The sequence below is a fragment of the Nocardia mangyaensis genome (genome assembly GCF_001886715.1).
Taxonomy (GTDB): Bacteria; Actinomycetota; Actinomycetes; order Mycobacteriales; family Mycobacteriaceae; genus Nocardia; species Nocardia mangyaensis.
The window spans coordinates 6,153,455-6,174,708 of record NZ_CP018082.1 but is presented as its reverse complement, the minus strand read 5'-3'; the positions used below and the strand labels follow the sequence as shown (position 1 = coordinate 6,174,708).

Sequence of the window (21,254 nt, the reverse complement as noted above, 5' to 3'; positions counted from 1 at the left end):
TCTCACTTACACCTATCTGCTGGCACCGTGAACATCGGCGTGGTCGAATGGCCGCCGCCGATCGCTGGATAGCGAATCGCCACACCGCACAGAAAGAAGTTCACAAAACTGCCGTAGCCACTGGCTCTGCCACCACGCCGATAGACCTCGGGCAGGTTTGTCAGCAGGAGCTGGAGAGTCTCGGAACTCGCGTTGAGGTTGCCCGCAGTGCGGCCCAACTGCTCGATATCGGCGGCGATGGACGGCCGGTTCTCCTGGAGAACTTGTGCTGTCTGTCCACTCAGGTCATCGATCCCGACCAGCGCGTTGGTCAAGGTATCGCGGTCGCTGTTGAGCCCGCTGACCAACCGCTGCAGGTTCGTTACCAGCGCACCGAATTGGTCTTCGCGGCCACTAATCGTACGCAAAACCAGGTTGAGGTTGTCGATCAGCCTGCCGATCACCGCGTCCCGGTCGGCGACGGAATTGCCCAGGGATCCGAGTTGCTCGACGATGGCCGAAATGCTCTGTTCACGCCCATTGAGAACCGCGACCAACGATGCCGACAACTTGTTTGTTTCATCCGGGTCGATTCCCTGCAGTAGCGGACGGAATCCGTTGACCAGTGCGTCGAGATCGAGCGCCGGGTGTGTTTGGGAGTCCGGGATCGTCTCGTTCTCCGGCCGCACCCCCGAATCATCAGCACGCACAGTCAGTTCGAGGTACCGGTCCCCGATAAGATTCTTGTATTTGATCGCGGCGGTGGCGGACCGCAGGAGCGCGACGTTGTCGTCCACCGTGAATTCCACCTCTACCAGGTCAGCCGACCCGAAGCCGATGTCTTCCACTTTCCCCACCACGACGCCGGAGAGTTTGACGTCCTCGCCCGTCCGTAGTCCCGACGCGCTGGAGAACAGCGCGCGATAAGTGTGGTGGGAGACGAAACGCAGGTCACCGACCACGACGAACAGCGCCCCCGTGATCAAGGAGGTGACCACGACGAATGCCAAGAGTTTGAGGCCTTGCCGCCGGGGGGTCATCGGGTGAGTCCGTACAGCATTGCGGCGAACGGGTTTCCGAGGATATCCAGTGGTTCGCGGACCGGTCGGTAGGCATGCGAGCCGTCGTTGAAATCGATGTGTGGCGGCGGGGGTCCGCCCGGTCCCGCGGCGTAGTCGTAGCAGGCAGGCGTCGAGTCCGCACCGTTGACGGGCAGATCGGCCGAGTTCCTATACGGCGGGTCACCCATCAAGAGCGTGCCGACGATGTTAAGGCCCGGCCGGCCACCAAGTGCCCGCTCGAGGACCCTGCGTGATTGGTTGAGGCTCGCAAGGAAGCACGGATAGGTGGGAGCGCGTTCGGCGAGCAGCCCGGTCGTCGGTTCCAGAGCGTCGAGTGCGCTGACCAAAGGGGTTCCTGCCTTGTCGAGTAGAGCCGATCCGTTGTTGCCGAAGGAGGTGAAGCTGAGCAGGAATGCGCTCAGGGCTGTCTGTCGGTCGACGACCGTCTGGCTCGTCGTTGTCAGGTTCGACACCGTGGTCATGAGGTCGGGTGTGACCGCTGCCAGGGTGTCCACATTGTCCGCGAGTAGCGGGATGTCGCGTTGCAGCGTCGGAATGCTGTTGTTGAATTCGCTGAGGTAGCGGTCGATGTCGACGAGAAGATCGCCCAAGCGATCACCCCGTCCGTCGAGCGCGGTCGCTGCGGCGGTCAAGGTGGAGTTGACCTTTTGTGGATCGACGACGCGCAGAATCGCCAGCAGTGCTTTGAAGGTGTCGTTCACTTCGACCGTCACCGTTGCCGCATCGATCACCGACCCCATTTCGAGCGTTCCCGCGGCGGGGTCGCTCGGTATGGTGAGAGCGACGAACTTGCGGCCGAACAAGGTCGTCGGCTCGATATACGCACCCACGTTGACGGGAAGTTTCGCGGCTTCGTCGGGATCCAGTTCCAAGGCGAGGACAGCGTGTTCGGCGTCCAGCTCCACGGCGCCGACCCTGCCGATGACCACCCCGCTCACCTTGACATCCGACCCGGGCGCCATGAGCAGTCCCGCACGTTCAGCGTGCACGTACACGCGGACAGTAGGGATGAAGGTCCCGTTGTAGGAGGCAACCGCGAGCAGCGCCGCCAACACGAAAAAGGTCACCGAAAGCGCACCAAGGGCCAAAGATTTGGTACGCGAAGTCGCCGCGATCATCCGGAAACCCGCACGGTGGAGTGGACGCCGCCGTATACGGCGACACCGACGAGCAGATCAATGACCATGATGGCGATCAGGGAGCTGCGCACAGCACGCCCCACCGCGACCCCGACCCCGGCCGGACCGCCCGCAGCGTTATATCCGTGGAAGCAGTGCACACACATCACAACTACAGCGATAATCGTCACCTTCAGCAACGACCACAGCACATCCGCCGGCACCAGGAAGAGGTTGAAGTAGTGCTCATATGTACCGGCTGACTGGTCGGAGAGAACCACACTGACGAATTCGGTCGAGGCATATCCCATGAACAACGCGATCGCGTAGAGCGGTCCGACCGCGATGAGGCCGGCCAGGATCCGCGTAGTGACGAGATATGGCATGGACGGCACTGACATCACCTCGAGTGCGTCGATCTCCTCGCTTACCCTCATGGCACCCAGTTGGGCGGTAAATCCGGCGCCGACAGTGGCTGTCAAGGCGACTCCGGCGATCACCGGGATGGCTTCGCGCGTATTGAAGAAGGCCGAAATGAAGCCGGCCATCGCTTCCACACCGACCCGACCGAGCGAGCTGGTGCTCTGCTGTCCCACTTCGTAACCCGCTGCCGCAGTGAGAAATCCGACGACAACGACAGTGCCGCCGATCACGGCCAACGCACCGGTGCCGAGACTGACTTCGGCCACCAGACGGACAACTTCACGGCGGTAGCGCTTGAGCACCCGCGGCGTCCACGCAAGACTGCTGAGGTAGAACGACATCTGCTGCCCGATGCCCGACACTCCGTCCACCGGCGCTTTGGCGCCCTTGACGATTTTTCGAGCCGTCGGCTTGGAACTGAGCGCGTCGGAGACGCCGTACGTTGAGTTCTGGGTCATCTCGTCTTCCGATCAGTGCAGGGAAAGGGTGGTAATAATCGCGTTGGCGAAGAACAGCAACACGAAACTGAAGACCACTGTCTGGTTCACCGCTTCTCCCACACCTTTCGGTCCGCCCTTGACATTGAGGCCGAGGTGACAGGCGACCAGGCCCGCGAGGAGACCGAAGATCGCGGCCTTGAGCTCGCTGATCAACAGGTCCGGAATGCCGGTCAGAATCGGCACGGCGGTAATGAACTGCCCAGGAGTCGCGCCCTGGAGGTACACCGCGTACAGATACCCACCGGTCAAACCAACCGCTGTGACCAGGCCGTTGAGGAAAAGCGCCACGGTCGTCGAGGCGATGACCCGCGGGACGACCAGGCGCTGGATCGGGTCGATGCCAAGGACGCGCATCGCATCGATCTCTTCTCGAATCGTGCGTGATCCGAGGTCGGCGCAAATGGCGGTGGCGCCCGCACCCGCTACGACCAAGACCGTGACAATCGGACCGATCTCGCGGATTACCGCGACGCCTGCCCCTGCACCGGACAGATCGATGGCGCCGATCTCGTTCAGCAACACATTGATCTGGAAAACGACCATGACGCAGAACGGAATGGCCATCAGCAGCGTCGGCACGATCGATACGCCTGCGATGAACCATGCCTGCGCGATGAACTCCCGTAGCTGAAACGGACGGCTGGGCAGATGCCGAAAGGTTTCCAGCGCGGTCGCGTAGAACTCGCCAAGGACGCGCGGCGCGATGCGCGCATTCGCGGTTGCCGCTGCGGCCGCGCGCGACATCCTTGTCTCGGTTGGTGACATGTCGAAACCCTTCCAAATCCGCCAGTCGGCAGTGACGACGGCCCTCTACTTCTGCTGCAACTGAACCAAGGTGGCCGGTACGGCCGGGACATGCTCGCGACGTCGCCCGGACGATGCCCCGCCTCGTGTGCAAGTCATCACTGGCGCTGGGGCCTGCGGACTGATGTCCGCTAGGAAGATCAGTGTCGCGAATCACAGGGACACTACCCCGAACGGCGTCTCGATTGCAACATGATCTTCAATGTTGACATTTTCGCTACAAAACGCATCTTTTTGCAACCAGCTCGGTGGTGGAGCAGGCCCGAGCTCTACCGCGTCTCATTCGGGTGAGTGGTGCGATCGATCAGGGCGAGACGTAGGGCGCCGCGGTGGTCGGCACGACGGGCATGTTCGGCGAGTTTCGTCGACTGTGGTGCGTGCTCCGAGGTCCTGGAGTGCGTGCGGGCCGTCCGACAATTCGCGGGCTGTAAGAGTGCCTTGGCCGAGGATCGCGCTCGCGATGAGGCCGAACACCTCTCATCACCTGGCCGAATATGTGCGGCGCGGACTGGATCAGAATCCCGATCTTCAGCCCGGTGAGATGGACTTGGTGCTTGTAGACGAGGTCCCAGTTGGTGATCGAGGCCTCGCCGCCAGCGAGGCCGAACACGACGACGCGGCCAGTGATCCGCTTGGCGGCGGCCAGGCTCGCCTGGAAGGTGGAGCCGCCGACCCGTCCAGCACGAGGTCGACGCCCGCGCCGTCGGTCAGGCGAAGGACCTCGGCAGCAAGTTCGCTGCTGCGTGAGTCCAGGAGGTAGTCTGCGCCCAGCTTCTTGACCACCTCGTGCTTTCGGAGGACGCCACGGCGATCACCGTCGCGCCGTAGTGCTTGGCCAGCTTCACGGCCACTTGGCCGGTTCCTCCGGCGGCCGCTTGGACCAGAACCGTCTGCCCCGATTCTAGCTGCCCCAACGGTTTCAGAGCGGCCAATGCGGTCGGCCAGGACACGACCAGACCCAACGCCTGCCCGTCGGTCCAACCTGGCGGCAACGACACTGTCCCAGCTGCCATCAGCACGGCGTACTCCGCGAAGGCCCCCATGATCGTGTACGCCGATGACGTGGGTGCCGAGTTCGACGCCGGAAACGCTGTCGCTGAGCGCTACAACCTCGCCGGCCGCGCATTTTGACAGGCCCGCGCTCGTAAGAACCCCGTAGACACGCTAAGAACCCCGTAGACACTCGTCCTGTGCGCGCTTGGGTGCCGACCGCTCCGTCGAGTCTTTCCGCGTCATCCGATTGACCGGTCCCCGATGACGGGACCACCCGGTCTTTGAATCCGGGTTGTGTTCGATCCAGTCTCAGTTGGTGTCGCAGTCCACGGGGTGGTGGGTGTGGCTGCAGCGGACAGCGTACTCGGCCGGGGTGAGGTAGCCCAGCGCCGAATGCCGATGCCGATGGTTGTGCTCGTCTTGAAGTCGCCGATCACGACCCGCGCTTCGAGCAGGCTCGTCCAGTGGGTTGCGGTTGAGGCACTCGGCCCGCAACCGCCGGTTGAACGATTCGATGAACCCGTTGTTCCATGGTGTTCCGGGCGGGATGTAGACGATCCCCACTCGATCAGCGCAAAACTGTTGCAGCGCATGAGAAATCCTTTCCGGCCCGTTGTCCATCCGCAGCACCTTCGGTGGTCCACCGCAGGCGGAGAACACCCTCTCGAGTTCGGCGACGAGTTTCTCGGCGGTGATCGACCGCTCGACCAGGTGCAGCAGTGATTCGCGGGTGTGTTCGTCGATCATCGACGCGATCTTCACCGCCCTACCGTCGACGGTGGAGTCGAACTGAAAATCCAATGCCCACACCACCTTCGGGGCATCAGCGTCGACCGCCGGCGCCGAGGAACATCCGGCCCGCTTGCGCTGGGAATGCGCGCGCACCTGCAAGCCCTCTTCCCGCCAGAGTCGGTGCACCTTCTTCTTGTTCACCTCACTGCCCTCGTCGAACCGCAACGCCGCCCACGCACGGCGGAACCCGTGACCTTGGTGTTTCGTGGCATAGGACCGCAGCCAGGCCCGCAAACCAGCGTCGGGATCGGTCGGGGTCTGCGCGGCCGGCAGCCGCCGATAGGTCGATCGATGGAGCCCAACGACCTTGCACGCCAACCGTTCCGACATGCTCTTGACTTGCTTGAGCATGTCCACGGCGCGACGCTTGGCCGCTGGGCTCAGAATTTCCCTTGGCGATCTCCCGCAGCGCGTCCTTCTCCAGCTCGGCATCGGCCAGAAGCCGCTTGAGCCGCGCGTTCTGCTCGCGCAGCTCCTTGAGCTCCTTGGCGGCATCGGTGTCCACACCGCCGTACTGACGGCGCCAGTTGTACATCGTCGCCGCCGACACCCCCAGCTCGGCGGCGACCCCGTCCCCGGTCTTGCCTGCCGCTATCAGCTCATCGGCACGGCGCAGCTTCCGCACGATCTCCTCCGCGGATGCCGCTTGCGTCCTGCCATGTCACTCAGTGTCCCTTCCAGTCCTGATCAGGGCCAACAGGAATCTAGTACCGAGTGGTCTCACTCATTGGGGACGGGCCAGTCGCGTTCCTTGCGTTTCGCCACCTCAGCAGTATCGGCCAGGTCGGCCGACATCACATCAGTCATGAAGTGCTACTCCTTGTTTGGAGTTACACCCTTGTTCTGGCTCTGTCCCCATTTCGGTGGTGAGGCCCGCGTGACGGCACGATGTCGTGGTGTGCGAGGTGAATGTGCCTGCTGCCGTGGTGTTTTCGGGGTTGTTGCCGCTGGTGGTGGAGGAAGTGGTCGATGAGGGTATGCAGGTCTCGGTGCGGGCGCGGACGGCTGGCGGTCCGGCCGAATGCCCAGGTTGCGGGGCCGAGTCTGTGCGGGTGCACGGATACCACCAGCGGACAGTGACGGACGTGCCGCTGGACGGTCGCCCGGTAGTAGTCAGGGTGAGGGTTCGTCGGCTGGTTTGCCCAACGATCGACTGCCGCAGCACGTTTCGTGAGCAGGTGCCCGGTGTGCTGGAGCGCTATCAGCGGCGCACCGCCCGGTTGACCGGCCAGGTCCGGTCGGTGGTGCGTGAGCTGGCCGGGCGAGCCGGTGTCCGCCTGCTGACGGCACTGTCCGTGCGTTTATCCAGGCAGACCGCCACCGGGTGCTTGTGCGCATCCCGCTTCCGGTGCGGCCGGTCCCGGCCGCGATCGGTGTCGACGACTTCGCGTTGCGCCGCCGGCACACCTATTCGACGATCGTGATCGACGCCGACACTCACGAACGCATCGACGTGCTGCCCGACCGCAAGGCCGACACCCTTGCCGATTGGCTGCGCGAGCACCCCGGCGTCGAGGTCGTCGCCCGCGACGGGTCTACCACCTATGCCGAGGCCGTGCGGCGGGTGCTGCCTGCGGCGATCCAAGCGTCGGACCGGTGGCATTTGTGGCATGGCCTGGCGCAGGCGGCCGAAAAGGTGGTTGCCGCGCACTCGGGCTGCTGGGCGGCCGCCGGCCCGAAGCGGCAGTCGCTGGTCCGGGAGGAAAGCACCATCGAACGCTGGCGTGCCATCCACAGCCTCCTCGACCAAGGGGTCGGATTGCTGGATTGCTCGCGGCGACTGGGGCTTTCGCTGAACACGGTGAAACGCTACTCCCGGGCTCCCGAACCGCAACGGTTGCGCCGCCCACCCCAGTACCGGGCATGCCTGGTCGACCCCTACCGCGACCACCTGCGCGCCCGCCGCGCCGCCGAGCCCGGCGTCTCGGTGCTGCAGTTGCTCGCCGAGATCACCGAACTCGGCTACACCGGTGGCCAGAACCTGCTCTACCGGTACATCAACCAAGGACGACTCGACGGCGACCGGATCATGCCGTCGCCGCGACGGGTGACCCGCTGGATTCTGACCCGCCCGGACAACCTGTCCGCCGGAAGACGCGCTCACCTCGATGAACTGCTGGCCGCCTGCCCGGAGATGACCGCGCTGGCCGAGGTGGTACGCGAGTTCGCGCAGTTGATGACCGAACGCCGCGGCCCCGACATCGACGCATGGATCAAGCAGGTCCGATCGGCGGGCCTCGTCGAGCTCGAATCGTTCCTGACCGGGCTCGACGGGGACCACGACGCCGTCGTTGCCGGGCTGACCCTGCCCTACAGCAGCGGTCCTACCGAAGGCGTGAACACGAAAACGAAGCTGATCAAGCGCCAAATGTACGGTCGTGCAGGGTTTTCTCTCCTTCGACACCGGATCCTGTTGGGGTAGAACTGGAGTGGATAACCACCACCGAATGTGGGACAGAGCCGTTTTCTTGACAGACCCAGGGCTTGCTCGGCGACCATTTTCTTCAGCCGCGCGTTCTCGCGCTCGAGCTCTTTGAGCCGTTTGGCGTCGTCGGACTTCATTCCGCCGTACTGGGCTGCCAGCGGTGCCAGGAGGCGTCGGAGATCTTGAGGTGTTTACAGACCTCTTCGATCGAGAAGCCCTGCCCGATCAGCTTCTCGCCTTCGCGGAGCTTGCGGATGACCTGCTCGGGGGTGTGTCGTCGTGCCATGGCGTGTTCTCGTCCTCCTGCACCCATTCTGGTGCATCAGAACTCTCACAACCACTGGACCTGCTCAAAGGGGCTCTTCCCAGATGAGGGTGTAGGTCGGCCGGGCGCGTCGGTCCGCAGATAGACGTCGAGGTCTCCCGACGATGGAGGTTCCTACGCCATCCATCCGAAAGACCTCGACGTGTCCGACGCTACCCCGCCGGCCGGCTTCGGCCGCCCTGACCTGACCGCCTTCGCGGCTCATCCCAATCGACCCTGATCGGGTCTGCTGACCCCCTCGACGAGAACGCAGCGACATCACAGCCACCCAACCCCGACCGTCCGGGAAGCCGGGGCACGTCACATGGCCTGTGCTGCGGGCGTGTCGAGTGGGTCGTCCAGGGGCGACGCAGGAGCGTCGACGCGACGTGCTGAGAGGTGGTTCCAACCGAGCGCTAGGACACCGGCTACAGGCATGGCGATAGGTCAGGAACGGCGTCGCTCCCTGCGCAGGAGGGAGCGCAGAGTCTCGGCGTTCGCGTAGCCGACCCGTAGCGCGATCTCGGCGGAGGTGAGGTCCGTGGTTGCTGAGAGGTGCCGAGCTCGTTCGATGCGAAGCCGTTGGACGAAGCCGAGCGGAGTGAGGTTGAGCGCCGCACGGACTCGTCGTTCGAGGGTGCGCCGGCTGGTGCCGAGCGACTGCGCGACGAAGGCGACGTTGAACGGTTCGTCCAGGCGGGCGCGCACGAAGCGTTCGAACTCGACGACGATCGGGTCCTCGTGCCGGAGATGTTCGTAGGCGACGAAGGCCGCCTGCGACGGACGCTCGTCGATGATGAGGAGCTTGGCGACATGTTGGGCCAGGTCGGGGCTGATCGATCGCACGAGTGAGAGCGCGAGGTCGATGTGGGCGAACGCGGCGCCGGCGGTGACGAGGTTCCCGTCGACCACGACCATGGTGTCGAGATCGAGGGCGACGGTCGGATAGCGCTTCAGGAACTCCGGCCCCAGGAACCAGCTGGTCGTCGCCCGCCGATGATGCATCCGTCCGGTCTCGGCGACGGCGAACACGCCGGTGCACGCCGCGGCGATCCGGGTGGTCGCGTCGTCGAGGCGCCCGAGTGAGGCGATGACCGAACGTGCATCTCGGCTCTGGAGGGCGTCGTGGGTCGCGGCGGCCGTGAGGGTTCCAAGCGCAGGGACGACGACCACGTCGAACTCTCCGGACTCCGACAGCGGGTGGTCCACCGACAGGGTCATCGATGCCGTCGTGGTCACTCGCCGTTTCGGTCCGAGGATGGCGAGTTCGATCGGGTCGATCCGCGGGTCGACATCGCCGCGGGCTCCGTCGGCCACCCGCACGATGTCGATGACCGACGCGACCGCCGAACCGAAGCAGCCGTCGATCGCGATCAGTCCGATACGCATGGCGCGAACAATAGCAATACTGTCGTATACGCCACTCCCCACCGGCCCTCGCTCGTCATACGCTGAACTCGCCCCACGAAGAACCCCGACTTCAAGGAGAACCCCTCATGTCCACACCCGCATCACTTCCGTATGCCTTCGTCGCCAAGATCGTCGCGGCCGATGGACAGCACGACGCGCTCGCCGATCTGCTCGCCGGCGCTGTCGCACTAGCCAACGAAGAAGTAGGAACGATTGTCTGGTTCGCGGCTAGGACCCACGCCGACACCTTCTGGATCTTCGATGCATTCCCCGACGAGGCCGCTCGCGACGCCCACGCCAACGGCGCCATCGTCGCAGCCCTGATGGCCAACCAGCACCTCCTCGGCGCAGCACCCGAGATCCTGGCGGCCGACGTCCTCGCGTCCAAGCTCCCGTAGTCCGCCAACGCACGAGACGATCGCGCCCCGCCGAGCCGTCGGACCCGACCGCCTCGACACCCGCACCACGTTGACGATCCCCGACGGGCCGATCACGAGGAGGCCAGGCAACACCAGGCGCAAGCCTGGAGCGGCACTGTTTCACCGGTGGTCATCGAGAGAGCCAGCGCGGTTCCATGGCAGCGCAACTGTGTCAACTTGCCCTCCGTCCCGCGAGGCGCCGTGGGCGGGTCGTGGTTGCGATCCGTTGCCGTGACGGGAGACGCGTTGCGCGTCGCAGCGATGACGGGTCGTTGGCGTTCCGGGGCGTTGCGTTCGTGCGCGCCGCGCGTGCGGCATGGAGCATCTCGCTGCGCACACAACGATCGCTGCGCCGACGCACCGTTGACACCTCGCACGTCCAGGTCGCGACACAACGCCACGCTGCGTTGCCGAGCGGAGCGAGGCCTATCGGCACACGGACAGGATGCCGGCCGCGAGCGCTCAGCAGGCGAGGGGTCCGTCGCAGAGGAGAGCGACGTCGGTGTCGGGCAGAGCCGTGAGGCCAGCGCATCGCGCGACCACCAGAACCGAACCGCCCCTGCCCTGCGTTTGCGCAGGTCAGGGGCTGTTCGCCGGAGCCGCCTGTCGGAATCGAACCGACGACCTAATCACGTCGGCTCTGCGTCTATCGCTTGATGCGCCCACTGGGTGAACGAGCCGCTGACCTGCGCAAACGCCGAGCGTGGGGGACGCTGCCATCCGGTGGTGACCGACGACGACCGACCAGTACCGACCGTTTTACCGGAGTTTCACCGGAGCTCGCGGCGGCGTCGAAGCCGAGCAAGCTCCATTCTTTAGCTCACCGCGCCTTCCTCCTCGCCGGTCCCGTCGTCGTCGAAGACGTTTCAGGGCTCTTCCCAGGTGAGGGTGTAGGTCGGCCGGGCGCGTCGGTCCGCAGATAGACGTCGAGGTCTCCCGACGATGGAGGTTCCTACGCCATCCATCCGAAAGACCTCGACGTGTCCGACGCTACCCCGCCGGCCGGCTTCGGCCGCCCTGACCTGACCGCCTTCGCTCGACTCGACGGCCTCGGTCTGAGCGTGACCGGGCAACGACTTGAACCGGATCGTGCGGTCCTCGCGTGCCGCGTGGTGGAACCAGATCAGTGGTGCCGACGGTGCGGCAGCGAAGGCGCTGCTCGTGACACCGTGATCCGGCGGTTGGCCCACGAGCCGCTGGGCTGGCGACCGACCGTGCTGGAAGTTGTAGTGCGCCGCTACCGCTGTGCCGACTGCGGACACGTGTGGCGCCAAGACACCAGCGCCGCGGCGGAGCCACGCGCGAAGCTCTCGCGCACCGGGTTGCGGTGGGCGCTGGAAGGGATCGTGGTCGCACACCTCACCGTCGCCCGTGTCGCCGAGGGACTCGGGGTCGCGTGGGACACAGCCAACAACGCGGTCCTGGCCGAAGGCAAGCGGCTGCTGATCAACGACCCCACGCGGTTCGAGGGCGTGAAGGTCATTGGCGTCGATGAGCACGTCTGGCGCCACACCAGGCGTGGCGACAAGTACGTCACCGTGATCATCGACCTCACCCCGGCCCGCGATGGCGCCGGCCCAGCAAGGCTGCTGGACATGGTCGAGGGCCGGTCGAAGGCGGCGTTCAAGACCTGGCTCGCCGACCGCGACGACGCCTTCCGTGACGCGGTCGAGGTGGTCGCGATGGACGGCTTCACCGGGTTCAAGACCGCCGCTGCGGAGGAGATCCCGGACGCGGTCACGGTGATGGATCCCTTCCACGTCGTGCGCCTGGCCGGTGACGCCCTCGACAGGTGTCGGCGCCGGGTCCAACTCGCGATCCACGGGCACCGTGGGTTCAGGGACGACCCGCTCTACAAGTCGCGGCGCACGCTGCACACCGGCGCGGACCTGCTTACCGACAAGCAGAGCGACAGGCTACGCGCGCTGTTCGTTGATGACGCTCACGTCGAGGTCGAGGCGACCTGGGGTGTCTACCAGCGCATGATCGCCGCCTATCGCCACGAGGACCGGCAACGTGGCCGCGAGCTCATGGAGAAGCTGATCACCGACCTCAGCGCCGGCGTCCCCAAGGTGCTCACCGAGCTCACCACCCTGGGCCGGACCCTGAAGAAGCGAGCCGCCGACGTGCTCGCCTACTTCGAACGACCCGGCACCAGCAACGGGCCGACCGAGGCGCTCAACGGACGGCTCGAACACCTGCGCGGCTCCGCACTCGGGTTCCGCAACCTGACCAACTACATCGCCCGAAGCCTGCTCGAGACCGGCGGCTTCAGACCCCAACTCCTACACCCCCGATTGGGATGAGCCCTCAAAGGGCTCCAGTCAAGTCCCATCCGCGGGTGACACAGCCAGTCAAGATGCATTGTATGAATACATCGGACTGGAGTTTGTCGAACTTCAAACATCCGGGACAGGGAGGTACGATCGAGAGGTGGCTGAGGTGCTGAGTTTCCATGCTGAGATGCGACAACTCCTGCGGGAGCGATCGCTCGATGTGGCACGCCGGATTGTGTGCTCCGACGGGTGGTCTGCTGTGAGGATCTCAAGCATTGCCAAGGAGGTCGGCATCAATCGCCCGGCTCTCTACAAGGAGTTTGGGTCGAGGCAGGAGTTCGGGCAAGCGCTGGTCGCCCGCGAAGCTGATGTGTTCCTGGCGGGTGTCGTCGACGCACTTCGAACGCATCCAGACGAGGCGGTGGCGGGTATGGTCCAGGCTGCTGAGTTCGCTCTGCAGTTCGGCTCGGATAATTCTCTGCTCAAAGCTATTCTCATCGAACGCGAGGGGCAGGACGGCGGTTTACTCCCGGTTCTGGTGGCCGACCCTGAGACGGTGCTCGCCCGCGCCGTGAGCGTGATCGATGCGGTCGTACGTGAGCAGTACTCGGCCCAGGTAGTCGGTGACGCGGTACAGGAAGACTCCGTCGAAGTCCTGGTGCGGCTGACCCTCAGTCACCTCTATCAGCCGCGGGGCACGATAGAAGATGCTGTCGCGCAGATTCGTCGTGTGATCACAAGCTTGCTGCACGCACAGCCGGACGCCGAGGAGTTAGTTCGCTGACGCTCGACGTCGGTCCTGGGTGCTGCAACGATGTCGGAACGACCGTCGGCGCGGGCGCGGCGTCGCGCGGAAAGTACGTAAGCCGCACCGGTCGGCCGAGAACAGTCGCTTATGGGGTCGGTTGTTCTCGACCTGGCCGAGTTCCTCACCACACACGACTTTTGCGCTGTCTGAGCCGCCCCGGTGAGTCCGGAGACTTATCGGTGTGACAGTGAACCGTCGACTTATCTGTATGCAGCGGTTCGCATCCGGGGTCAGCTGCCTCGTAACGTGCCGTAGGAGACCGGGCGGGCTGACTCGTGAACCGTCTGTCGCCCTCGCGGTTGACTTGCCGTGATGTGTCTACCCGACCGGTCTCCGTTCACGGTCTGACTCGACAGAGGTGTGACGACAAGCTGCTGTGAGAGGTTCTTGAAGTCGACATGTCGGCCGTGGATTCCCCATCCGACGAAGACGAGGAACCGAACCTGATGATGCTGATCGGCGTCGATCCACACAAGTCCACCCATACCGCGACCGCTGTCGATCCAGCAACGAATTCCGATCTCGGTTCAGTCCGGATCGAGGCCAGTTTCGTCGGCTACCGACAACTACTCTCATGGTCGCGGCAGTGGAGCGAACGCCGGTGGGCCGTGGAGAACGCCGAGGGACTCGGTCATCACCTGGCGCTGTGGCTGGTCGCTATGGGCGAGAGCGTGGTTGACGTGGCGCCGGCCGCAACGGCGCGGGTCCGACAGCTCTCCCGTGGTGGACGCCGCAAGAACGACCGAATCGACGCCGCCGCCGCGGCGAGTGTCGCGGCGCTGCACGGAGATGCCCGCCCCGTGTATGCGGAAACGCATGCTGATTCTCTTGCGCTTCTCGATGAACGTCGAAAGAACCTGTCCGGCAATAGAACTCGATCGGTCAATCAGCTGCATGCACTGCTGAGAGAGTTGCTGCCCGGCGGCGCGCCCACCGACTTGACCGCCCCGAGGGCCGCGACGGTCCTGCGCGGTCTGCGCCCGGTCACGGCCACTGATCAGGTCCGCAAATCCCTAGCGAAGGACCTGGTCTCCGATATCAAACGGTATGACGCCCAGCTCGCCGAGAACGCCTCAGCGATGGATGAACTGCTCAACCTGCAGGGCACCACTCTGCGCCAGATCCCAGGGATCGGACCTGTGATGGCTGCCCGCATCATCGGTCGAACCGGCCACGCACACCGATTCTCGACGGCGGCTGCCTACGCAAATTACACCGGCACGGCGCCAGTCGAAATCGCCAGCGCGGACTCGACTCGACATCGGCTGTCTCGCCACGGCGATCGAGAACTGAACTCCGCCTTACACACCATCGCGATGATTCAGATCCGCATGCGCGGAAGCGTCGGACGCAGCTACTACGACAAGAAGATCGCCCAGGGCAAGTCATCGAGAGATGCAAAGCGTTGCCTCAAACGACGACTTGCCGATCTGATCTGGCGTGTCGCGCGTCAGACTTTGTGGCAGGGCCCGTTGTTTGCGGGCCTGACCAGTGAGAGAGTCTGAATCATGGCGAAACCATCGGCTGTTCCGGCCGAGGAGAAGGCGAGGATCGTGTTGTCGGTCCTGGCCGGTGAGCTCACCGTGGCCGAAGCGGCCCGGCGAGCGAAGGTGTCCGAGCAGTCGGTAGGGAACTGGAAGCGCCAGTTCCTGGAAGCGGGCCGGGCGGGTTTGACGGCCGGCAAGTCGGGCCGGTCGACACGTGAACAGCAACTAGAGGCCGAAATCGCTGATCTGACACAGGCTTTGGGTGAAGCGCACCTGGCCGCGCGGGTGTGGAAGAAGTCCGCGGAGGGCCGGCTGGGCCCTTCGAGGACCTCGAGGTGATCCGCGTCGAAGCGGGCATGCCGACCACGAGGTTCTGTGCTGTGGTCGGTGTGCCCGAACGGACCTGGCGCCGTCGGCAGGCCCGCGCCCGCACCGGTGCCCCGCCGGTCGGGCCGTGGCCCCGGCCGGCCCGCGAGAACGTCCGCGCCGCGGTGCGTCGGCACGCGTTGGCGCATCCGGCCTGGGGACACCGCAAGGTGTGGGCGATGTGCCGCTACGACGGGCATCGGGTGTCACAGGCCACGGTGCTGCGATGCCTGCGTGATGAAGGCCTGCTGCTGCCGGCGGCGTATCAGCGGGAGCGCCGCCAGCTCGCTGCGCGACGCAAGGCCGCGTTCGCGGTCGAGCCGACCGGCCCGAACCAGGTGTGGCAGCTGGACTTCAGCGAGTTCGAGACCACCACCGGCGGCACGTGGCGGATCGCTGGATGCCGGGACTACTGGTCCAAATACGAACACCCGTGGCACGTGTCACCGACGGCGAACCAGCATGATGCGATCACCGCGATCGAGCTCGCCCTGGCCGACTATCAGCAGGCGTTCGGCCGCCCGCTGGCCGCGACTGCGGCCCGTGACGGCGACGGCAACATCGTTCCGGTGGTGACGATCGTGACCGACAACGGCGGCCCGTTCCGGTCGTTCCGGTTCGAGGCGTTCATCACCGCCCACCCCGAGCTGCGGCACGTCCGCACTCGTGTCAGGACGCCGGGCCAGAACGGCTCACGCGAACGCGGCTTCGGATCACTGAAGTACGAGCGACTGTTCCTCGAAGAGATCGACGACGTGCTGGACCTGGTGAAACACGCCGACGCCTACCGCGTCGAGTACAACACCGTCCGTCCGCACGAGGCCATCGCCTGGAACCGGCCGGCCGAAGTCCATCGCGGCCTGGTCGACCCGATAATCCCCAACTTTCCAGAGACCGAAAACCTGCCAACTACTTGACGCGGGACATAGGCATGCTGACCCCGATAGAGTACGAGAACACAACCATTGTGGCATGAAGTCCAGCAACGCGACTCCGTGAAACGGGACTGCTGCACGATCTGGTGACAGCAGTTAGGCAGCTCGAAGAGCCGGTGTGGCCATGATGGCCTCGTATTCGATCGGGGTCAATTTGCCGAGTCTGGATTGACGTCGACGACGGTGATAGGTCCGTTCGATCCAGGTGACGATCGCGATCCGCAGCTCCTCACGACTCGTCCATGGCTGCCGGTCGAGAACGTTCTTCTGGAGCAACGCGAAGAACGACTCCATCGCGGCGTTGTCACCGCACGCTCCGACTCTGCCCATCGATCCGGCCATCGCATGAATACCCAAGGCACGGACAAACTTTCGTGACCGAAATTGCGACCCTCGGTCGCTGTGAACCACGCAACCGGCGACGTCGTCGCCGGCGGCGCGGCGTCGGGCCACGGCCGAGCTCAGTGCATCGACGGCCAGGCGTGCCTTCATCCGCGAGTCGATCGAGTAACCCACGATCCGGTTCGAGAACACGTCCTTGATCGCGCACAGATAGAGCTTCCCTTCACCGGCTTGGATTCCAGCAGTCGTCGCAACACCTCTCGGAAGGTGCGGCCATGGCTAGCAGGAAGTACACGCAGCAGCAAAAGGATGAGTTCTTCCGGGTACTCGACAGGGGAGGAACTGTCCGCGCCGCGGCGAAAGCGGTGGGCATTCCTGAAAACGCCGGCTACAACTGGCTGCGCCACACCGGGCTGACCATGCAGCGGGCAACGCCACGCGTCTACTCCGCGGAGCTGAAGGCGGAATTTCTTCGCCTGGTGCGGGAACGGCAGATCATTTCCACTGTTGCTCGTGAGTTGGGTATTGCTCGGCCGACTGCGTATGCGTGGGCTCGCAAGGCGGGAATCTGTACCAGCGAGGCACGCAAGGTCAACCCGCGCCGGGAGGAATTCTTGCGACTGCGTGCTGCCGGGCTCACACGCGCGCAGGCTCGGAAGCAGGTCGGTGCCGATGCCCGATCGGCCATTGACTGGGACAAAGGCATCACGATCATCAACCGGGGGCGGGTCTATCCGGACGGTCGTGTGGTGCGCTACCCCGAGCGCAACAATGGCGGCGTGCCGGAACGAAGATCACGCGCGATCGGTGGAAGTGTCGATCTCGAGGTTGTTGAGAAGATCATCCATCGGCGATACCTCAGCCTGGTCGAGCGTGAGCAACTTCAGGACCTGCGGCGGTCAGGGTTGTCGATCCGCAAGATCGCCTCCGAGTTGGGCCGTTCGCCATCGACGATCAGTCGGGAGTTGAACCGCAACACCGTCTCCTCGCGCGGATACATGCCTCATACCGCGCACCGGCTGTCGGTGAAACGCCGAGCCCGACCGCGGCCACCGAAACTGGTCGCGAACACCGCACTCCGCCACTACGTGCAGGCGAAACTGAACAAGAAGTGGTCACCACAGCAGATCAGCCACCGGCTGATCAAGGACTTCCCGACCAGTTCGGAGATGCGAGTGAGCACCGAAACGATCTACCAAGCGATCTACGTCCACGCTCGTGGAGAGCTCAAACGTGCACTCGGAAAACAACTTCGGCGCGGTCGCCTCGCTCGCAAACCCCGCAAGCAGACCGGCGTCCGTCGCCCGAGGTTCGTCGATCCGATGAACTCTATCGGCCAACGGCCTGCCGTCGTCGAGTCCAGGACAGTGCCTGGCCACTGGGAAGGCGACCTCATCATCGGCGCCCTGGGCGGATCAGCGATCGCGACTCTGGTCGAGCGGTCCACACGCTTTGTCCTGCTCGGTCGCCTCGGCCGCGAACGCAATGCCGAAACCGTCCGGGACTCGCTGATCGCCGCCGTCGCCAACCTGCCGGCGTCGCTGAGAGGAACACTGACCTGGGACCAAGGCGCGGAAATGGCCGAGCACCGCGCGTTCAGCACCGCGACGAGCTTCGAGGTCTACTTCGCAGACCCAGGATCGCCCTGGCAGCGCGGCACCAACGAAAACACGAACGGACTTCTCCGGCAATACTTCCCACGCGGCACCGACCTGGCAGGACACGGCATCGACGACCTCCGAGCGGTCGCCCAGGAACTCAACGAGCGACCCCGCAAGTCGCTGGATTGGGACACACCGCCGAGCGTCTGACTGCTTTACTGGAAGCCTCGTAACCACGCGTGTTGCGACGACTGCTGGAATCCAAGCGGTGTGATGCTCAGTGTAGGGGTCGGACCGGGGCGCGGTGCCGATGTCTCCACCGGCCCGTTTCCCCGGCCCGCCCTCCGAACCCGCCGTGCGCCTCTCAACGCAACGGGCTCTCCACGGGTTATGCCGTTGTGGCTGTTGCTGATTCCGGTGGCCGCCAACTCCACGGGGTGGCGATGTTGTAGCCCCGGAAGCGGTAGCGGGTGACTTCCACTTCCCAGGGCCGGAACATCGCGGTTCGTCCGACGCGGATCTGCCACCCGGGCAGGAACCGGCGACAGAAGACACCCCATGCCAGCCCGTGATGTCGTTTGCGCATCCAACCGACCACCTTCCACCACGCGTAGTGGTCGAGGTAGCTGAAGGTGCGTTTGGATACCCCGTGCTGGAAATAGCCGCACCATCCCCGCAGGACGGGGTTGAGCCGGTGCAGCAGGTCGGCGAGCGTTCGATGCTTGTGTCGGCGTGTCACCATCCTGACCTTGTCGATAACCGACGCGAGCGCCTTCTTCGACGGCCAGGTGTAAACGTATTTCTTTCCCGTGCCCCTTTTGGTTTGCCGCTGGATGCGGAAACCCAGGAACTCGAACCCTTCGTCGACATGGCAGATCTTGGTCTTCTCGGCCGATAAGCGTAGACCCATCGGCGCGAGTACCGCAGCGACCTCCTCGCGTAGCGCTTCGGCATCAGCCTGGCTGCCATGGACCATGACGACGAAATCGTCTGCGTAGCGGACGATTTTCATCGTGGCCCCACCGGCCCGACAATACTTCGCGCGTGTCCAATACGGTCCGAGCGCTTCCCATTTCGCGGCGAAGTGCTCGTCCAGAACGGACAACGCGATGTTGGCCAACAACGGTGACAAGATCCCGCCCTGCGGAGTCCCGGTGGCATTGCTCCGAAAGGCCAAGTCCTTGCCAAGGATTCCCGCCTTCAGAAACAACTTCACCAGGGCCAGAACCCGTTTGTCGGAGACCCTCGCCCGTACTCGCGCCATGAGCGCGGTGTGGTCGATCTCGTCGAAACACGCCTCGATGTCACCCTCGAACACCCAGTGATAGGCGCGGGTGCCCCCGGCGAGGTAGTGAATCTCAGCGATAGCGTCCTGAGCACGCCGCCGCGGCCTGAACCCGTAACTGCAAGGCCGGAAATCGGCCTCGAAGATCGGTTCCAACACCAACTTCAGCGACGCCTGCACCACCCGGTCGGCCGCAGTCGCGATCCCCAGGCGACGCAACTTGCCGTTCGCCTTCGGGATCATCACCTCCCGCACCGGGTCGGGCCGAAACCGGCGCGCTTTGACCTGCGCATGCAAGGTCTCGAGCATCCGGGCCGACTCTTCCGGGCCGAGAAATCGCGGAACGATCCCATCGGCACCGGCCGAGCGTGCACCCTTGTTCGTCCGCACCCGATCCCACGCAACGGTGAGAAACGCGGGGTCGTAGACGAGGTTGAACACATCATCGAAACAGCGGCCGGAATCATCGACCGCCCAATGGTGCAGCTTGCGCTGCATCCTGCGTACCCGCAGCTCGGCCGTTTCCGGATCGGGCCACGACGCACTCGTATTCACAAGTGACCTCCACAGTTTGCTGTACTTGCTGCGAACCCGCTGGAGCCCTTCGCCATGTGTCCGGCTTTCCCGGACTCGGACTACTACGGCTCCTCCGCCCCATCCCACAGGCGTCAGCAGACGACGCGCTTTCCCTTCCTCCCGAATGGTTTCCGGGCTGGGGAGGGACCCGTGAGATGGTTCCCGTGTTCACTGTCAACCGATCGACGGGTGAGGCGCCCAGCTATGCCCCTGCGACTTCGCCGTGGTTACGCCGCAGCCTTTCACCACGGCCTCCTGACCGGCGATATCAACCGGTCCCGGAGTTCCCCGCCGAAGCGGGTGCGCATCGCAGCCCAGCCCATATCCGCCAGATTTGGAGCTGGTGTTCTCTCTTGAGAGGCGTTCAGCCGCTGGTTCCTCGCGTACACCTTCCCGTCTTGCTTGCCGGACCCGATCCGTCTGGCAGTGCCGGACCGTCCCGTCGTTGTCAGGGCTGCTTGCCACCCTCACCAGCGTCTCCCGGGTCAGGCTGCCCTCAGCTTCATCCGGCCGCTGCGACGGCCGCATGGTGCAGGTCTTTCACCTCCACTCGGTTGAACAGCGCCTCACGGCGCTCGATATCCGAGGACCACACCAGGTCCGGTCTGCCGCGATCGAAGCGGCGTCCGACCAGATCAGGCGGGAACGCCGCCGCTGGGTCGGTGACGGTGGTGGTCTTGAACGTGCGTGGACTGATCCCCTCGATTCCGAGGTCGACCATGATCGCGGCGACGGTGTTGGCCGAGACGGATTCACCTTCAGCACGCAGGTCAGCCGTGATCCGCGGTGATCCGTAGGTGCGGTGCGACGCGCGATGGTGGGCGAGGATCTTCACCTCCAGATCGCGCCGTCGCTGGACCCGCGGCGAGACCTCAGATGCGGCACGGACCTGCAGATACCGGTAGTAGCCCGAGGTCGACACGTCGAGTAACTTCGCCATCCTGGTCACGTCATGGTCGGCGCACTCTGAGGCCATGAGCTCGAACCTGCTCACTTTGGATGCTTTGCCGCAAAGTACGCCGATGCTTTTTCCAGGAACGCGATGTCCTTGGCCTGCTCGGCGACCTTGGCCCGTAACCGCACCAACTCGGCCTTCTCGTCAGAGGAAAGTTCGCGTCCGACAGCGCTATCCGGTCCACGTGCTGGGGATTGGCCCGCAGCGCTCATGCGGCGGCGTTCCTCACGCACCCATTTATGGAGAAGGTTCTCGTGGACATCGAGTTCGCGGGCGATGTCGCGGACCGGCCGCCCGGAATCGATGACTCGGTGCGCGGCTTCGACCCGGTACTCGGGTGAATACGATCGACGCGGACGAGGCATGGTGAACAT

Annotated in this window: 16 protein-coding genes and 4 pseudogenes; 8 read left to right on the top strand and 12 right to left on the bottom strand. The window is 64.5% G+C overall.

The window, feature by feature from the left end; all coding sequences use genetic code 11:
• Positions 1 to 2: 2 nt before the first annotated feature.
• From BOX37_RS28115 to BOX37_RS36385, 6 genes and pseudogenes are all read right to left on the bottom strand, one after another.
• On the bottom strand, positions 3 to 1,019 hold the full coding sequence (locus BOX37_RS28115; protein WP_071930242.1) for an MCE family protein: 1,017 nt from the start codon (positions 1,017 to 1,019) through the stop codon (positions 3 to 5).
• Positions 1,016 to 2,128, bottom strand: coding sequence for an MCE family protein (locus tag BOX37_RS28110; protein ID WP_240505081.1), 1,113 nt, complete (start codon positions 2,126 to 2,128; stop codon positions 1,016 to 1,018). The genes BOX37_RS28115 and BOX37_RS28110 overlap by 4 nt, the downstream gene beginning before the upstream one ends.
• A gap of 47 nt (positions 2,129 to 2,175) precedes the next feature.
• On the bottom strand, positions 2,176 to 2,943 hold the full coding sequence (locus BOX37_RS28105; RefSeq protein WP_240505470.1) for an ABC transporter permease: 768 nt from the start codon (positions 2,941 to 2,943) through the stop codon (positions 2,176 to 2,178).
• A gap of 129 nt (positions 2,944 to 3,072) precedes the next feature.
• Positions 3,073 to 3,867, bottom strand: a complete 795-nt coding sequence (locus tag BOX37_RS28100) for an MlaE family ABC transporter permease (protein ID WP_084760241.1) — start codon at positions 3,865 to 3,867, stop codon at positions 3,073 to 3,075.
• A 1,341-nt stretch (positions 3,868 to 5,208) separates the two neighbouring features.
• Complete coding sequence (locus BOX37_RS28090; protein WP_240505080.1) at positions 5,209 to 6,021, bottom strand: IS3 family transposase; 813 nt, start codon at positions 6,019 to 6,021, stop codon at positions 5,209 to 5,211.
• A gap of 163 nt (positions 6,022 to 6,184) precedes the next feature.
• Positions 6,185 to 6,241 (bottom strand): annotated as a pseudogene (locus tag BOX37_RS36385) (hypothetical protein); the annotation flags it as partial.
• 346 nt (positions 6,242 to 6,587) lie between these two features.
• On the opposite strand from BOX37_RS36385, the pseudogene BOX37_RS28080 reads away from it, so the two are divergent.
• Positions 6,588 to 8,113, top strand: a pseudogene (locus BOX37_RS28080) (ISL3 family transposase).
• 50 nt (positions 8,114 to 8,163) lie between these two features.
• Here the strand turns inward: BOX37_RS28080 and BOX37_RS34410 are convergent.
• Together BOX37_RS34410 and BOX37_RS28065 are read right to left on the bottom strand one after the other, a co-directional pair.
• A pseudogene (locus tag BOX37_RS34410) lies at positions 8,164 to 8,402 on the bottom strand (transposase); the annotation flags it as partial.
• A 465-nt stretch (positions 8,403 to 8,867) separates the two neighbouring features.
• Positions 8,868 to 9,809 (bottom strand): GlxA family transcriptional regulator, encoded by a 942-nt coding sequence (locus BOX37_RS28065; protein ID WP_006247388.1) that lies wholly within the window; start codon positions 9,807 to 9,809, stop codon positions 8,868 to 8,870.
• A gap of 107 nt (positions 9,810 to 9,916) precedes the next feature.
• Here BOX37_RS28065 and BOX37_RS28060 point away from each other — a divergent pair, with 107 nt between their 5' ends.
• The 6 genes from BOX37_RS28060 to BOX37_RS28030 all read left to right on the top strand — a co-directional run bounded on the left by BOX37_RS28060 (position 9,917) and on the right by BOX37_RS28030 (position 16,103).
• Positions 9,917 to 10,228, top strand: a complete 312-nt coding sequence (locus BOX37_RS28060) for a putative quinol monooxygenase (protein ID WP_006247389.1) — start codon at positions 9,917 to 9,919, stop codon at positions 10,226 to 10,228.
• A 1,001-nt stretch (positions 10,229 to 11,229) separates the two neighbouring features.
• Positions 11,230 to 12,555, top strand: a complete 1,326-nt coding sequence (locus BOX37_RS28055; protein WP_071930237.1) for an ISL3-like element ISPfr2 family transposase — start codon at positions 11,230 to 11,232, stop codon at positions 12,553 to 12,555.
• 127 nt (positions 12,556 to 12,682) lie between these two features.
• Entirely contained in the window at positions 12,683 to 13,309 is a 627-nt protein-coding gene (locus tag BOX37_RS28050) for a TetR/AcrR family transcriptional regulator (protein WP_071930236.1), read from the top strand.
• Between the two features lie 470 nt (positions 13,310 to 13,779).
• Entirely contained in the window at positions 13,780 to 14,838 is a 1,059-nt protein-coding gene (locus tag BOX37_RS28045; protein WP_084761054.1) for an IS110 family RNA-guided transposase, read from the top strand.
• A gap of 3 nt (positions 14,839 to 14,841) precedes the next feature.
• Positions 14,842 to 15,159: a helix-turn-helix domain-containing protein gene (locus BOX37_RS28040; RefSeq protein ID WP_071930032.1), complete on the top strand. Its 318-nt coding sequence runs from the start codon at positions 14,842 to 14,844 to the stop codon at positions 15,157 to 15,159.
• Positions 15,156 to 16,103, top strand: coding sequence for an integrase core domain-containing protein (locus tag BOX37_RS28030; RefSeq protein WP_240505056.1), 948 nt, complete (start codon positions 15,156 to 15,158; stop codon positions 16,101 to 16,103). Before BOX37_RS28040 ends, BOX37_RS28030 begins: the two co-directional genes overlap by 4 nt.
• 114 nt (positions 16,104 to 16,217) lie before the next feature.
• Here the strand turns inward: BOX37_RS28030 and BOX37_RS28025 are convergent, their stop codons facing one another.
• Positions 16,218 to 16,700: a DDE-type integrase/transposase/recombinase gene (locus BOX37_RS28025; RefSeq protein ID WP_084760233.1), complete on the bottom strand. Its 483-nt coding sequence runs from the start codon at positions 16,698 to 16,700 to the stop codon at positions 16,218 to 16,220.
• 182 nt (positions 16,701 to 16,882) lie between these two features.
• Between BOX37_RS28025 and BOX37_RS28020 the strand changes: the two are divergent.
• Positions 16,883 to 18,297: pseudogene (locus BOX37_RS28020) on the top strand (IS30 family transposase).
• Between the two features lie 155 nt (positions 18,298 to 18,452).
• Here BOX37_RS28020 and ltrA read toward each other — a convergent pair.
• The 3 genes from ltrA to BOX37_RS28005 form a co-directional block, all read right to left on the bottom strand.
• Positions 18,453 to 19,847: a group II intron reverse transcriptase/maturase gene (gene ltrA / locus BOX37_RS28015; protein ID WP_167660003.1), complete on the bottom strand. Its 1,395-nt coding sequence runs from the start codon at positions 19,845 to 19,847 to the stop codon at positions 18,453 to 18,455.
• Positions 19,848 to 20,427: 580 nt separating this feature from the next.
• Entirely contained in the window at positions 20,428 to 20,901 is a 474-nt protein-coding gene (locus BOX37_RS28010) for an IS3 family transposase (RefSeq protein WP_084761052.1), read from the bottom strand.
• Positions 20,902 to 20,915: 14 nt separating this feature from the next.
• Positions 20,916 to 21,245 carry a transposase gene (locus tag BOX37_RS28005; RefSeq protein WP_071931946.1) on the bottom strand — a complete coding sequence of 110 codons (330 nt, stop codon included), beginning with the start codon at positions 21,243 to 21,245 and terminating at the stop codon, positions 20,916 to 20,918.
• Between the last annotated feature and the right edge of the window lie 9 nt (positions 21,246 to 21,254).

What these genes read in the sequence shown, in the direction of transcription:
- BOX37_RS28115 (WP_071930242.1), bottom strand. Translation starts at nt 1,019, where the DNA reads ATGACCCCCCGGCGGCAAGGCCTCAAACTCTTGGCATTCGTCGTGGTC.
- BOX37_RS28105 (WP_240505470.1), bottom strand. Translation starts at nt 2,943, where the DNA reads ATGTCGTTCTACCTCAGCAGTCTTGCGTGGACGCCGCGGGTGCTCAAG.
- BOX37_RS28100 (WP_084760241.1), bottom strand. Translation starts at nt 3,867, where the DNA reads ATGTCACCAACCGAGACAAGGATGTCGCGCGCGGCCGCAGCGGCAACC.
- BOX37_RS28090 (WP_240505080.1), bottom strand. Translation starts at nt 6,021, where the DNA reads ATGTCGGAACGGTTGGCGTGCAAGGTCGTTGGGCTCCATCGATCGACC.
- BOX37_RS28065 (WP_006247388.1), bottom strand. Translation starts at nt 9,809, where the DNA reads ATGCGTATCGGACTGATCGCGATCGACGGCTGCTTCGGTTCGGCGGTC.
- BOX37_RS28060 (WP_006247389.1), top strand. Translation starts at nt 9,917, where the DNA reads ATGTCCACACCCGCATCACTTCCGTATGCCTTCGTCGCCAAGATCGTC.
- BOX37_RS28045 (WP_084761054.1), top strand. Translation starts at nt 13,780, where the DNA reads ATGATGCTGATCGGCGTCGATCCACACAAGTCCACCCATACCGCGACC.
- BOX37_RS28040 (WP_071930032.1), top strand. Translation starts at nt 14,842, where the DNA reads ATGGCGAAACCATCGGCTGTTCCGGCCGAGGAGAAGGCGAGGATCGTG.
- ltrA (WP_167660003.1), bottom strand. Translation starts at nt 19,847, where the DNA reads ATGCAGCGCAAGCTGCACCATTGGGCGGTCGATGATTCCGGCCGCTGT.
- BOX37_RS28010 (WP_084761052.1), bottom strand. Translation starts at nt 20,901, where the DNA reads ATGGCCTCAGAGTGCGCCGACCATGACGTGACCAGGATGGCGAAGTTA.
- BOX37_RS28005 (WP_071931946.1), bottom strand. Translation starts at nt 21,245, where the DNA reads ATGCCTCGTCCGCGTCGATCGTATTCACCCGAGTACCGGGTCGAAGCC.